The 12,983-nt window shown below is 68.9% G+C and carries 9 protein-coding genes; 3 read left to right on the forward strand and 6 right to left on the reverse strand.

Annotated elements, in window-relative coordinates:
• Positions 1-4: 4 nt before the first annotated feature.
• The 3 genes from AC07PA_RS19770 to AC07PA_RS19780 form a co-directional block, all read right to left on the reverse strand.
• Positions 5-703 (reverse strand): RnfABCDGE type electron transport complex subunit B, encoded by a 699-nt coding sequence (locus AC07PA_RS19770; RefSeq protein ID WP_494607143.1) that lies wholly within the window; start codon positions 701-703, stop codon positions 5-7.
• A complete protein-coding gene (locus tag AC07PA_RS19775) occupies positions 700-2,208 on the reverse strand; it encodes a polyhydroxyalkanoate depolymerase (RefSeq protein ID WP_494607141.1) in 1,509 nt (502 codons plus the stop codon). The genes AC07PA_RS19770 and AC07PA_RS19775 overlap by 4 nt, the downstream gene beginning before the upstream one ends.
• A 211-nt stretch (positions 2,209-2,419) precedes the next feature.
• Positions 2,420-3,484, reverse strand: a complete 1,065-nt coding sequence (locus AC07PA_RS19780) for a GTP pyrophosphokinase (protein WP_494607139.1) — start codon at positions 3,482-3,484, stop codon at positions 2,420-2,422.
• A 266-nt stretch (positions 3,485-3,750) separates the two neighbouring features.
• Between AC07PA_RS19780 and AC07PA_RS19785 the strand changes: the two genes are divergently transcribed.
• The gene (locus AC07PA_RS19785) at positions 3,751-6,555 is read left to right on the forward strand and encodes a bifunctional diguanylate cyclase/phosphodiesterase (protein ID WP_494607137.1); all 2,805 of its coding nucleotides are present in this window, start codon (positions 3,751-3,753) and stop codon (positions 6,553-6,555) included.
• On the opposite strand, the gene dusA is transcribed toward AC07PA_RS19785, so the two are convergent.
• A complete protein-coding gene (gene dusA, locus AC07PA_RS19790) occupies positions 6,530-7,555 on the reverse strand; it encodes a tRNA dihydrouridine(20/20a) synthase DusA (RefSeq protein ID WP_494607135.1) in 1,026 nt (341 codons plus the stop codon). The two genes, AC07PA_RS19785 and dusA, sit on opposite strands and share 26 nt — an antisense overlap.
• A 295-nt stretch (positions 7,556-7,850) precedes the next feature.
• Between dusA and AC07PA_RS19795 the strand changes: the two genes are divergently transcribed.
• Positions 7,851-9,125 (forward strand): HD-GYP domain-containing protein, encoded by a 1,275-nt coding sequence (locus tag AC07PA_RS19795; protein WP_494607133.1) that lies wholly within the window; start codon positions 7,851-7,853, stop codon positions 9,123-9,125.
• 9 nt (positions 9,126-9,134) lie between these two features.
• Here the strand turns inward: AC07PA_RS19795 and AC07PA_RS19800 are convergent, their stop codons facing one another.
• Positions 9,135-10,988, reverse strand: a complete 1,854-nt coding sequence (locus tag AC07PA_RS19800; RefSeq protein ID WP_494607131.1) for an AMP-dependent synthetase/ligase — start codon at positions 10,986-10,988, stop codon at positions 9,135-9,137.
• Positions 10,989-11,183: 195 nt separating this feature from the next.
• Here AC07PA_RS19800 and AC07PA_RS19805 point away from each other — a divergent pair, with 195 nt between their 5' ends.
• Positions 11,184-12,341, forward strand: a complete 1,158-nt coding sequence (locus tag AC07PA_RS19805) for a GGDEF domain-containing protein (RefSeq protein ID WP_494607129.1) — start codon at positions 11,184-11,186, stop codon at positions 12,339-12,341.
• Here AC07PA_RS19805 and AC07PA_RS19810 read toward each other — a convergent pair.
• Complete coding sequence (locus AC07PA_RS19810; protein ID WP_007855222.1) at positions 12,338-12,973, reverse strand: GntR family transcriptional regulator; 636 nt, start codon at positions 12,971-12,973, stop codon at positions 12,338-12,340. The two genes, AC07PA_RS19805 and AC07PA_RS19810, sit on opposite strands and share 4 nt — an antisense overlap.
• Positions 12,974-12,983: the final 10 nt, after the last annotated feature.

A 12,983-nucleotide genomic window follows, 5' to 3' on the forward strand; every position in this document is an offset into this window, starting at 1 on the left:
TTGCTCAGCGCTGCGTTCCCGCGCGCTGCTCCCGGGCGCGGGCCATGGCTGCCGCAATGGCCGCCTTGCGGGCATCTGCTCCACTGGAGGAGGGGGGTGCCGCTGGGTCGGCTGTTCCGGCGGGCTCGTCCTCGTCCAGCTCGGGCGAACCCGAGGCCGCCCTTGCCTTGTGGGCTGCATAGCGCTCGCGCGCATGGGCTGCCAGCACCGGGCTCCAGGCGGCCCAGCCCGTGGCCTGGCCACTCACGGTTTCCAGGCGGATGCAGTCCACGGGGCATACGGGAATGCACAGTTCGCAGCCCGTGCAGTGCGGCTCGATGACGGTGTGCATGCGCTTGTTGGCGCCCACGATGGCATCGGTGGGGCAGGCCTTGATGCACAGCGTGCAGCCAATGCACCAGTTCTCGTCGATGACGGCCAGGGTGCGCGGCGCCTCCAGGCCGTGCTCGGCGCTCAGCGGCAGCAGCGGCTGGCCGGTGAGGGCTGCCAGCCGGGCCACCCCTTCGACGCCGCCGGGCGGGCACTGGTTGATGGGAACCGCCTCGAAGGCGATGGCCTGCGCATAGGCCGCACAGTCCGGGTAGCCGCAGCGGGTGCACTGCGTCTGCGGCAGGGCCGCGTCGATGCGGGCCGCCAGCGCATGCGCGGCCGGCCCTGCAGGTGGTGAAGGGGTGGTTGTGCGGGCGTGCGGCTGCGCAGTCAAGCCTTGCGAGCCGCGGTGGTGCGGCGGGTGCGCGAAGCGGGGGCTGCTGTGACCGCTGCCTTGGCCACGGGGGTTTCGGGCTCGGGGGCCGCTGCGGCTCCGGTGGCTGGCCTGGCCTTGGCGGCAGGCTTTGCGGCGGCCTTGGCCGGTGCCTTCTTCGCCACGGCCTTGCGCGGTGGCGCAGGCGGGTTGTCGTCGGGCATCTCGGTCACGGCAGCGGGGCGGGGCGCCTTTTTCTGCGGGACTTCGTGCGAGAGGATGAACTTGCGCACCTCGGGGTACACGATGTCGCGCCAGCGCCGGCCGCTGAAGATGCCGTAGTGCCCGGCGCCCTTGGCTTCCAGGTGGCGCTGCTCCTTGCGCACGATGCCGGTGCACAGGTCGTGGGCGGCTTCGGTCTGGCCCGAGCCGGAGATGTCGTCCAGCTCGCCTTCCACCGTGAACAGGGCGGTGGTGGTGATGTCCTGCGGGCGCACGCGCTCGACCTTGCCTTCTGGCGAACGCACGTCCCAGGTGCCGTTCACCAGCTTGTATTCCTGGAACACGGTCTCGATGGTTTCGAGGTAGTAGTCGGCGTCCATGTCGAGTACGGCGTTGTACTCGTCGTAGAACTTGCGGTGCGCTTCGGCACTGGCGTCGTCGCCCTTGATCAGGTCCTTGAAGTAGTCGTAGTGGCTGGACGCATGGCGGTCGGGGTTCATGGCCACGAAGCCCGTGTACTGCAGGAAGCCCGGGTAGACGCGGCGACCGGCGCCGGGGAAGTTGTCGGGCACGCGGTAGATCACGTTGTTCTCGAACCACTCGTAGCTGCGGTTCGTGGCCAGGTTGTTCACCGCCGTGGGCGACTTGCGCGCATCGATGGGGCCGCCCATCATGGTCATGGTCAACGGCGTCTTCTCGCCGCGGCTGGCCATCAGCGACACGGCCGCCAGCACTGGCACCGTGGGCTGGCAGACGCTGATGACGTGGCAGTTGCCGTAGGTGGCCTGCAGGTGGCGGATGAACTCCTGCACGTAGTTCACGTAGTCGTCCAGGTGGAACTCACCCTCGGACAGGGGCACCAGGCGTGCGTTCTTCCAGTCGGTGATGTAGACCTTGTGGTCCTTGAGCAGGGTGCGCACCGTGTCGCGCAGCAGGGTGGCGTAGTGGCCCGACAGCGGGGCGACCACCAGCACCACGGGCTGGGCCTTGATGCGCACCAGGGTGTCGGTGTCGTCCGAAAAGCGCTTGAAGCGGCGCAGCTCGCAAAACGGCTTGTCCAGTTCCACGTTTTCGTGCACCGCCACGCCCACGCCATCCACATCCACGGTGTGGATGTCGAACACCGGCTTTTCATAGTCCTTGCCCAGGCGGTACAGCAGATCGTAGCCCGCCGACATGCGCTGCGCGAACGCCGTCTGGCTCAGGGGAGACATGGGGTTGCTGAAGAGCTTGGCCGCCGCTTGCGCAAAGTCGGTGACCGGCTCCATCAGGGAGCGCTGGGTTTCGTAGATCTGGTAGAGCATGGGGGGCGAAACTCCGTTATGTTGCAGTGCAATATAGCAGCACTTGGTTACCTCTGCATGCGGGAAAACCACCTAGGCCCAGTCGCCTTGGTGACAGCGCTGTCCGTGCCGGTGAAAACGGCTACGGATGCCTTGCGGTGAAAAGCATCGCTGCTATGATTTTTTTCAGCAAAACCCTGCTGGCAGCCGGGCGCGCTGGCGGGGCCGCCGGTCAGCCGTTGTCCGCCAGCCAGGCCTCGAACGCCTCGCGCGCCACGTTGCGCAGCGCGGGGCGGAACTGGGTGCGGTTGGAAAGGTACAGGCAGTGCCGTATCACGGTGTAGGGGTTGAAGCTGCCCTGCGGGTTCTGCTCCTCGAAGTGCTGCTTGTAGCGCTTGACGGTGCCCACCGTCTCCCGCATCAGGGTGTTGAAGCGCGCGCGCGTGATGCCAGGCGACCAGGCCTGGATGTCGTCCACGAAGCCGTCCACCTTGGAGGGATCGAACTCGAAGTCCTTGAAGAAGTGCGTGGCGATCTTGAGGAAGGTGAAGGCGTTGAGCTCGCTGCCCAGGGCGGAGGGCTTGGGCGTTGCCAAGGCGCCATCCTGCTCCTCCACGTCGGCCTCCGCCGTCTCGTCGGGGGCCTGCAGCAGTGCGGCGGCCGTCTCGTCGCGGATCTGGCGGAACTCGCGGTCGGCCAGCTCGAACAGGGCCGACAGCACGTTGATGCGCCGCTTGAGCTGGCCGGGAATCGACTTCTTGTACTTGATCTTGTGGTCCAGCACGCTCCAGGAGTCCTGGATGATGGTGCGCACCTGCAGCTCGAAGGGCTGGTCGGCGTGCGCGACAAGCGCCGGCAGGGCGCGCGGGCCGGCCCGCAGGTCCAGGTGCAGGCCCTTGTAGCCGAAGGAGGCCTCGGTGCTTTCCACCGCCGAGGCCTTGTCGGTCACGTCGATCACCGCAAAGTGCTGGCGCACGATCTGCGCCACCTTTTCCAGCTCGTCCTCGTACAGGCAGACCACGCGCACACCGACCAGGTCGGTGATCCAATTCTGGATCTCATAGGGCGTGTTGCTCTCTTCCAGGCCGGGCCGGTACTTGCGCGCGAACTTGCGGATGCACTCGTCCGCGTCCTTCACGCGCCCCTCCACCTTGGAGACATCGACGCTGCGGGCGTCGTCCACCACGGCGGCAATGGCGGCCGTGAAGGCCGCACAGGCATCCTCCAGTGCGGGGCGTTGGGATGCGTAGAACGCGCGGAACCGGGACTCTTCCCGTTCAAAATCAAGCGATGCCATGGATGGGTCTGCAAAGGGACGGGTCGCGGCGGATGGCCGCGGCCAGGAACAGCCGGAAGTGCGAAAGATTTGCCATGCGAACGATACCCCCATTCTGGGCGCCCGGCATGTCAGCGGATGCCGCGCAGGCGGAACAAATTCACACGGATCCTGCCGGCGCTGCGCATCGGGTGACCTCGCTTGGCAGGTCCCCCTGAAACCTGATAATGGGCAGGCACGTCACCTGTGTCCCGCTGGGGCACAGCCGCTGCTGCCTGTCCCATGCGATGACACCAGAACAACACCAGGTCCCCGCATTCACGGAGTCCGAGACTCTCCAGGACGCACCATCCAGCCAGCGCTGGCTGGTGGCGGTGGTGCCGCCGCTGATGGCCCTGATGATGCTCGGGGTGACGGGCCTGTACTGGTACCGGGCCCAGAGCGAGTCGGTCGACAAGCAACTGCGCAATTTCCATGCGGCGGCCGAGCAGATCGCCTACAACCTGCGTGACCGCATGTCCACCTACGAGGTCATGCTGCGGGGCGTGCAGGGCTACGTGGATGGGTCCGAGCGCATCGAGCGGGGTGAGTTCCAGGCGTACGTCGATGCGCTGCAGATGCAGCAGACGCGGCCCGGCCTGCAGGGCATCTCGCTGGTCATGTTCGTGCAGGCCAGCGGCCTGCCGGCCCACCTGGCGGACATGCGGGGCCGCGGCTTCTCCGGCTACACCGTGCACCCGCCGGGCGAGCGCGACCAGTACGCCCCCATCACCCATATCGAACCCCTGGAGGGCCGCAACCTCGAGGCGCTGGGCCTGGACGCGCTCACACTGCCGGTGGCGCGCGAAGCCCTGGAGCGGGCCCGCGACTCCGGCCGGCTGGCCCTGTCCGGCCTGCTCGGTCCGCTGCCGCCCGGGACCCCGGCGCAGGGCGAGGTGGGGCTGTTCCTGCCGGTGTACTCCACGCAGCTGGAGGCCGAATCGCTGTCCGGCCGCCGCCGCGCCATCCGCGGCTGGGTGGCGGCGCCGTTCCGGGTGGGCGACGTGGTGCGGGGCCTGTCCCGGGAGTTCGATCCCGACATCGCCCTGGCCATCTACGACGGCGAGGAGGCGCTTGCCGGTGCCCTGCTGCATGGCGACCCCGGGCTGCAGACACGGGCCCTGGCGCGCGGGGCCCTGCAGGTCAGCCATCGCCTGGAAATGGGTGGCCGGGCCTGGACCCTGCTGATGACGCCACTGCCGGCATTCGACCTGCGCCACGAGGACGAGGGCCACCACATGGTGGCGGTGATGGGGCTGTTCCTGAGCCTGCTGCTGGGCTGGTTCGCCTGGGTGCTGGCCACCGGGCGCGAGCGTGCCGTGGCGCTGGCACGCCGCATGACGGCCGAGCTGCGGGGCGCGCGCGATGACCTGGAGAGCACGCTCAGCGCCATCCCGGACCTGCTGTTCGAGCTCGATGCCGAGGGCCGCATCCACCACTGCCGCTCCGCGCGCCTTCCGCAGTCTGCCCTGGCGCCGGCGCAGTTCGTGGGGCAGCGGCTGCAGGACATCGTGCCCCCCGAGGAGGCTGCCGGCTGCATGCAGGCCGTGCAGGCGGCGCTCGCGGGTGGGCACGCCGCGGGCCAGCAGTACCACCTGGAGGTCGACGGCCAGACCCGCTGGTACGAACTGTCCATCGCACGCAAGGAAAGCACCCACCCGGGCGAGGGGCCGCGCTTCGTGGCGCTGGCCCGCGACATCACCGAGCGCCAGCAGGCCGAGGCCCGCACCCACCAGCTGGCCTATTTCGATGCCCTCACCGGCCTGCCCAACCGCCGCATGCTGCTCGACCGGTTGGGCCTGGCCCTGGCCGCCGCGCGCCGCAGTGGCCAGGTCGGGGCGCTGCTGTTCGTGGACCTGGACAACTTCAAGCAGATCAACGATGCGCGCGGCCACACCCTGGGGGACCAGTTGCTGACCGAGGTTGCCCGGCGCCTCACACGGCTGCTGCGCCCGGGCGATACCGTGGCGCGCCTGGGCGGCGACGAATTCGTGCTGCTGCTGCAGGGTATCGCCACCGACATGGCCACCGCAGGGCGCCAGGCCCTGGCCGTCGCCGAGCGCGTGCGCGAGGCGCTGGAACTGCCCTATGCCATCGACACCCACCTCTACAGCAGCACCGGCAGCCTGGGGATCACCCTGTTCCCCAAGCGCGCGGAGGAAGTGGAAGACCTGCTGCGCGAGGCCGACACGGCCATGTACCGCGCCAAGGACCTGGGGCGCAACCGCATCCGCTTCTATGAAGCCGCCATGCAGGCCGATGTGCAGGAGCGCCTGGCGCTGGAGCAGGACCTCAAGAAGGCCATGGGCGAGGGGCAACTGGCCGCGTACATACAGCCCCAGGTGGATGTGCAGGGTGCGGTGGTGGGCGGCGAACTGCTCATGCGCTGGAGCCACCCGGTGCGCGGCAGCGTGCCGCCTTCGCGCTTCATCCCGATCGCCGAGGCCTCGGCCCTGATCCTGCCCATGGGCGCCTGGATGATCGAAAAGGCCTGCGACGCCATCGCCCGGCTGGAGGCCGCGCGGGCGGCCGGGGAAGAGGGCGGGGAGCCGCTGTCGATCTCGGTGAACGTGAGCCAGCGCCAGTTCCGGCAAGAGGATTTCGTCGAGCGCGTGCGCAATGTGCTGGTCCAGACCGGCGCCACGCCATCCTGCCTGATCCTGGAGGTCACCGAGAGCCTGCTCATCGAGAACCTGGAAGACACCATCGCCCGCATGACGGAGCTGGTGCAGCTCGGGGTGCGATTTTCCATCGACGACTTCGGCACCGGCTACTCGAGCCTGGCCTACCTCAAGCGCCTGCCGCTGTACGAGCTCAAGATCGACAAGAGCTTCGTGCAGGACACGCCCGATGACCCGAGCGACACGGCCATCGTGCAGTCCATCATCTCGGTGGCGCGCCACCTGGGCCTGCGCGTGGTGGCAGAAGGGGTGGAAACCCGTGCCCAGGCCGACTTCCTCGTGGCCAGCCACTGCGAATGCCTGCAGGGCTACCTGTTCTATCGGCCGGAGCCACTGGACGGCTGGCTTACACGGGTTCTGGCACCAGCGTAGTCGCCAGTGCCAGGGCGTGCACCTCGCGTGCCGGCCGGTCCTTGAGCAGGTGGTTGCTCCAGACCTGCCGCCACAGGCGCGCGCCGCGCAGGCCATGGCGCAGGCCCAGCATGTGGCGCGCGATGTGGGGCCAGGGCGTGCCGTGCAGGGCGGCCTCGCGCTCCATGTAGTCCACCATGGCCAGCTCGACCTCCTCGCGCGTCAGCGCGCAGGGCTCGCCGCCATAGTAGATCTGGTCCCAGCGGGCCAGCCACCAGGGGTTGTGGTAGGCCTCGCGGCCGATCATCACGCCGTCCAGGTGCTGCAATTGCTCCAGCACCACCTCGTCGGCCTGGATGCCACCGTTGATGGCGATGGTCAGCTGCGGAAATTCCTGCTTGAGCCGGTGCACCACCTCGTAGCGCAGCGGCGGGATGTCACGGTTCTCCTTGGGCGAGAGGCCCTGCAGCCATGCGTTGCGTGCATGCACGATGAACACCGTGCAGCCGGCATCGGCCACGGTGCCCACGAAATCGCGCACGAAGCCGTAGTCCTCGACCTTGTCGATGCCGATGCGGTGCTTGACCGTCACGGGCACATCGACCACGTCCTTCATGGCCTTCACGCCATCGGCCACCAGCTGGGGGGCCTTCATCAGGCTGGCGCCAAAGGCACCGCGCTGCACCCGATCGCTCGGGCAGCCGCAGTTCAGGTTGATCTCGCCATATCCCCACTGCGCTCCCAGCCGCGCAGCCTGCGCCAGCAGTTCGGGCTCGTTGCCGCCCAGCTGCAGCGCCACGGGGTGCTCCTCGGCATTGAAGCGCAGGTGCCGCTCGGTGCCGCCATGGATGATGGCGCCCGCGTTCACCATCTCCGTGTACAGCAGGGTCTGGCGTGTCAGCAGGCGGTGGAAATAGCGGCAGTGGCGGTCCGTCCAGTCCATCATGGGCGCAACGGACATGCGCCAGGGGCTGAAGGTGGCGGGCTGGGCGGCGGCGGGGGAGGCAGGGCTGTTGTCCAAGGCGAGAAACCGGTGTTGCAGGGGGCGAAGGGCCCCAAAGAGGTGCCGAACCGCATTTTCTCAGGTCTTGGGGCAGCATATGGGTTCAGGGGCTTCAGCGGCTGGAAACTGGCGCTCCTGTGCGCGGATTCGCACCGTGTTGCCGCGCTGGCGGCGCATTGTCTTTGGCGCCTGTCAGCACCCTTTTGGCGATCCCTGAAAATAGTGTTGACAGGCCCTAGTATCAGGGGCCGTACTTGGTGGCTCGAACGCCGCCAGGGAACGAAATTGCCATTCCTTTCTTTGAAGCACCTGCATGTGGAAGAACCCCGGGAGCGCTGTTGCGATCCGTCCGTCCCAGCTCACTGTCGGCCTGTATGTCTGGCTGGAGATGCGCTGGGACGAGCATCCCTTCATCGCCAACCGCTTCATGGTCCGCACCGCCAAGGATGTGGCGGTGATCCAGTCGCTGGGCCTTGAAGGCCACCTGTACTATCACCCCGACCGAAGCACGGCCGAGCCGCTGCCCCTGGCGCCCGCGGCGGGGCCGCGAACCGAGCCAGAAGCCGCGCAGCCCGATGGGCAGGCCGCCCTGGCCGCCGAGGTGCGCCAGCGCGACCGGGCCAAGAAGGAAAAGCGCCTGCGCCAGCGCGATGCCGCCGCCCGCGCCGACCGGGCCTGGGAAGACGCCGCACGCCAGACCCGGGAGGCACTGCTGACGCTCACGCGCTCGCCCAAGGCCGCAGGCAAGATCCTGGCCGACCTGTCGGCCGAGACGGCGGCCCGCATTGCCCAGAGCAAGGAGGTGCTGCTGCACCTGCTGGGCGACAAGAAGGACCAGGGACCGCAGTTCCATGCGCTCAACGTGCTCACCCTCAGCATGCTGGTGGGCAAGAAGGCCGGCCTGTCCGAGCGTGAACTGGCCGACCTGGCCATGGCGGCGCTGGCGCACGACGTGGGCAAGTCCAAGGTGCCGCCGCAGCTGTTCAAGACCTCGCGGCGCAAACGGCACGAGGAGGAGTTCGTGCGCCAGCACGTGATGTACAGCACCCAGCTGGCCTCGGACTCCGGCGCCTTCAGCAAGGAGGCGCTGGCCTGCATCGCCGGCCACCACGAGGCGGCCGACGGCTCGGGCTGGCCGCGCGGCCAGCGCGAGACCCACCGCCTGGCGCTGATCCTGGCGCTCGTCAACCGCTACGACAACCTGTGTTCGCCGGAGGCCCGCGACGTGGAGCCACTGATGCCGGCCGAGGCCCTGGCGCACATGTTCAAGAACGAGTCGGGCCAGCACGACCCGGCGCTGCTCAGCTCGCTCATCAAGCTGCTGGGCGTGTACCCGCCGGGCACCGTGGTCCAGCTCACCGATGGCGCGCTGGCGCTGGTGGTGGCCCCTGGGCCCGAGGCGCTGCGCCCCCAGGTACTGGTCTACACGCCCGAGATCCCCAAGGACGAGGCCCCCCTGGTGGAGCTGCACACCGAGCCGGACATCCGCGTGGCCGAGGCGATCCGGCCGTCCACGCTGCCTGCCGACGTGCTCGACTGGCTCAATCCGCAGCAGCGGCTGTCGTACTTCTACTCGGTCGAGGACTGAAGGCCGGGTTCAGCGCGCCCCCGGCTTTTGCTGGTACAGCCCCTCGATGGCCTGGGCGAAGTGGGCCATGAGCGGCGCGCGCTTGAGCTTGAGCGTGGGCGTCATGAAGCCGTTCTCGATGCTCCAGGGCGCCAGCGTGAGGTGCACGGCACGCGGCACCGCGTAGCGCGCAAAGCTGGCCGTGCTCTTTTCGATGCGCGCCAGCACGGCGCGGTGCACGGCCGGGTGGTTCAGGCTGTCGGGGTCCTGGGCGGCCAGGCCCAGGTCGCCGGCCAGGCGCTGCCACTCGTCGGCGCGCAGCACGGCCACGGCGGCGATGAAGGGGCGGTTCTCGCCCACCACGAAGGCCTGCTCCAGCAGCGGGTCGGCCAGCAGGGCCAGCTCCAGGTCGCCCGGGGGCACCTTCTCGCCGGTCGAGGTGACGATGATCTCCTTGATGCGGCCACGGATGTAGATGCGCCCGTCCACGATGTCGGCCTGGTCGCCCGTGCCCAGCCAACCGTCGGCCGCGAGGATGCGCGCCGTGTCCTCGGGCCGCTTCCAGTAGCCTTTCATCACGATGGGGCCGCGCACCTGCAGCTCGCGGTTCTCGCCGATGCGCACCTCCACGCCGGGCAGCGCCCGGCCCACGCAGGCCGGGTCGTTGTCCAGCAGCGAGTTCACCGAGACCACGGGCGCCGTCTCGGTCATGCCATAGCCCTGCACCAGCGGCAGGCCCAGCCCGAGGAAGCATTTGGCGATGGTGGGCGACAGGGGCGCGCCACCGCTCACGGCCACGCGCACGCGGCCGCCGAACTGGGCCAGCAGCGGCTTGGCCACCAGGGCCTGCAGCAGGCCCCAGGGCAGGGCGTTCATCCAGCCCCCGGCCTGGTCGGCCTCGGGCACCGGCAGGCCCTGCGCGGCACAGAAGCGCTGCCAGCCCCTGGACTGCGCGGCCTCGTAGAGCTGCATCTTCCAGGGCGTGGGCGAGAGCTTTTCGAGCAGCTTGGCGTGGATGCGCTCGTAGATGCGTGGCACCGAGACCAGCACCGTAGGGCGGATGGTCTGCATGTCTTCGGCCAGTTGCGCCACCGAGCGCGCATAGGCCACGCAACTGCCGGCCGCGATCGGCAGGTAGTACCCGCCCGTGCGCTCGAAGGTGTGCGACAGCGGCAGGAAGGACAGGAACACGTCGTCTACCGTGGGTGCGATGCGCTCGAGCACGGCCTTTACGTCGCTGACCACGTTGCGGTGCGTGAGCATCACGCCCTTGGGTTTGCCGGTGGTGCCCGAGGTGTACACGATGGCCGCCAGGTCCTCAGGGCCTGCGGCAGCCGGTGCGGCCTGTTCCACCGCCTGGGCTGCACCTTCGAGCCACTGTGCGAGCGAGCCCACGGCCGGGGCGTGCGCCGATGCGGGGCTGGCCGTGAAGGCGGGTTCCGGATCGGTCACGATCACTGCCCGCAGCGCAGGAAACTCCGTGCCCGCGGCGCGGATCTTCTCCCACTGCTGGGCGCTGCCCACGATGAGCATGGAGGCTTCGCAGTCCGACAGGATGTAGGCGATGCTGCCCGGGTTGTCGATGGCGTGCAGCGGCACGGGCACGCAGTTGCTGGCCAGGGTGGACTGGTCGGCGCACATGGCATCGAGGCCGTTGGGCAGCAGGATGGCCACGCGGGCACCCGCCGGCAGCTGCAAGGCCACCAGGGCCCGCGACCACCGGGCCACGTGGCTCGCGGTCTCGGCCCAGGTCCAGGTCGCCCAGGCCTGGCTCGCGGCATCGAAGGCACGGAAGGCGTCCGCGTCGGGCGTCTGGGTGGCGCGCCAGGAAAGAAGCTGGGGCAGCGTCTGGACGCTGCCGATGTCGGAAAAGGAAGAGGTCATCGGGTCGTTCGGGGCCTGGGCGGCATGCACGGAGCCAGGGCGGTACCATGCTGTACCAACCTGGGGAAAACCCGCGCGATCATACCCATCCTGGAGGCACAGGCTGTGCTTCTTTGTTTCGTTGACCTGGGGGCATTGCCCTGGTCGGCCACAATCCCCGCATCTCCACGCCCCTTCCCCTGCCTACACTGATCCATGGATCCCATCACCATCTTTATCGTCGCGACGCTGATGATGCTGGCCAATGGGGGGGTGCTGGGGCTGATGCACAAGGACCTGCCGGTGTCGCTGCAGCCCTGTGCCGAAACCTGGCGCATCGCCACCCTGCTGCTGGCAGGCAGCGCCGTGCTCTATGCCGTGCAGTACGAGCTGCCGCTGGGCCTGGTCTCGCCGATGGCCAATGGCATGGTGATGCTGGGCTGCACCGGCTACTGGCGCGCGCTGCGCCAGTTCGATGGCGCGCCCGACCGCTGGTGGATGTGGCTGCCGGCCCTGGCCGGCATTGGCGGCGTGGTGTGGTTCGCGGGCGTGCAGCCCGATACGCCCAGCCGCATCCTGCTGCTGTCCGGCGTGGTGGCCTTCGTGTTGATGGCTGGTACCCTGCAGCTCGTGCGCGGTGGCACGGGGGAGCGCGCGCGCAGCCGCAAGGCGCTGGCGGGCCTGTTCTTCCTGGTGGGCCTGTTCGTGCTGTTTCGCGCGGGCTACTTCCTGGTGCGTCGCGTGGGACCGTCGTTCGACATCACCGGCGAGGGCGCCTGGATCAACACTGCCAGTCCGCTCATCACGGCCTTGCTCCCGGTGGTGGGCACCACGGCCTTCCTTTTCATGTGTTCGCAGCGCATCGGCCGGCAGTGGGAGCGGGCCGCCGCCACCGACTACCTGACGGGCCTGGCCAACCGCCGGACCCTGCTCGCCGAGGGCGAGAACCGCTTTGCCACGGCGCGCCGGGGCGGCGCCCACCTGGCACTGGCCCTGGTCGACGTGGACCACTTCAAGGCCATCAACGACGGCCACGGGCACGCGGTGGGTGACAAGGCCCTGCAGCACGTGGCCCGGCAGCTGCAGGCCACGGCGCGCGGCCTGGACTTCGTAGCTCGCCATGGGGGAGAGGAGTTCGTGGTGCTGCTCGACCTGGGGCAGCACGGCGATCCCCAGGCAGCCGGCGAGCGCCTGCGCCAGGCCGTGGCGGGCGCACCGTTCAGCGCCGACGGGGCCTCGTTGACCATCACCATCTCGGCCGGTGTCGCCCTGCAGGCAGACGGTGACACCACCCTGGACCAGCTGCTGCGCCGCGCCGACGACGCGCTCTACGCCGCCAAGCGCAGCGGGCGCAACCGGGTCGAATTGGCCTAGGCTGCAGCCTCCAGCCCCTGGGCGAAGTGGGCCTGCATGGCCTGGGCGGTGCCGGCCCCATCGCGCCGGGCCAGCGCGGCCATCACGGCCCGGTGCTCGGCCAGCGAATCCTCGATGCGGCCTTGCTTGAGCAGCGAGTTGTGGCGGTTGAGCTTCATGACCTTGCGCAGGTCGGCCACCATCTGGCTGCGCCAGCGGTTGTCGGCCATCTCCAGCACCCGCATGTGAAAGCGCTCGTTCACGGCAAAGAAGCGCTCGCGCTCGCCGGCGGCGGCCTCCAGTTCGGCATGCAGGCCCTGCAGTTCCTGCAGCTGCGCCGGGGTGGCGCTGGTGGCCACCACGGCCGCGGCATCGCTCTCCAGCAGGCTGAGCAGGTGGTAGACGTCGCGCAGGTCCTTGTCCGACATTTCGGTCACATAGGCGCCACGGCGAACCTTCATCGTGACCAGGCCCTCGGCGGCCAGTACCTTTAGCGCCTCGCGCAGGGGCGTGCGGCTGATGCCGAATTCCTCGGCGATCTTGAGCTCGTCGATCCAACTGCCGGGCTCCAGCTCGCGGCGGAAGATGCGCTGGCGCAATTGCTCAGCCACTTCTTCGTAGAGGGCGCGGGGCGTGAGGGTCAGTGCAGACATGGGCGGATTG

The organism is Acidovorax sp. GW821-FHT09B03 (genome assembly GCF_059418305.1).

Bases quoted from the DNA above. Each gene is read 5' to 3' on its own strand.
- AC07PA_RS19775 (WP_494607141.1), bottom strand. From the start codon at position 2,208: ATGCTCTACCAGATCTACGAAACCCAGCGCTCCCTGATGGAGCCGGTC.
- AC07PA_RS19780 (WP_494607139.1), bottom strand. From the start codon at position 3,484: ATGGCATCGCTTGATTTTGAACGGGAAGAGTCCCGGTTCCGCGCGTTC.
- AC07PA_RS19785 (WP_494607137.1), top strand. From the start codon at position 3,751: ATGACACCAGAACAACACCAGGTCCCCGCATTCACGGAGTCCGAGACT.
- AC07PA_RS19795 (WP_494607133.1), top strand. From the start codon at position 7,851: ATGTGGAAGAACCCCGGGAGCGCTGTTGCGATCCGTCCGTCCCAGCTC.
- AC07PA_RS19800 (WP_494607131.1), bottom strand. From the start codon at position 10,988: ATGACCTCTTCCTTTTCCGACATCGGCAGCGTCCAGACGCTGCCCCAG.
- AC07PA_RS19805 (WP_494607129.1), top strand. From the start codon at position 11,184: ATGGATCCCATCACCATCTTTATCGTCGCGACGCTGATGATGCTGGCC.
- AC07PA_RS19810 (WP_007855222.1), bottom strand. From the start codon at position 12,973: ATGTCTGCACTGACCCTCACGCCCCGCGCCCTCTACGAAGAAGTGGCT.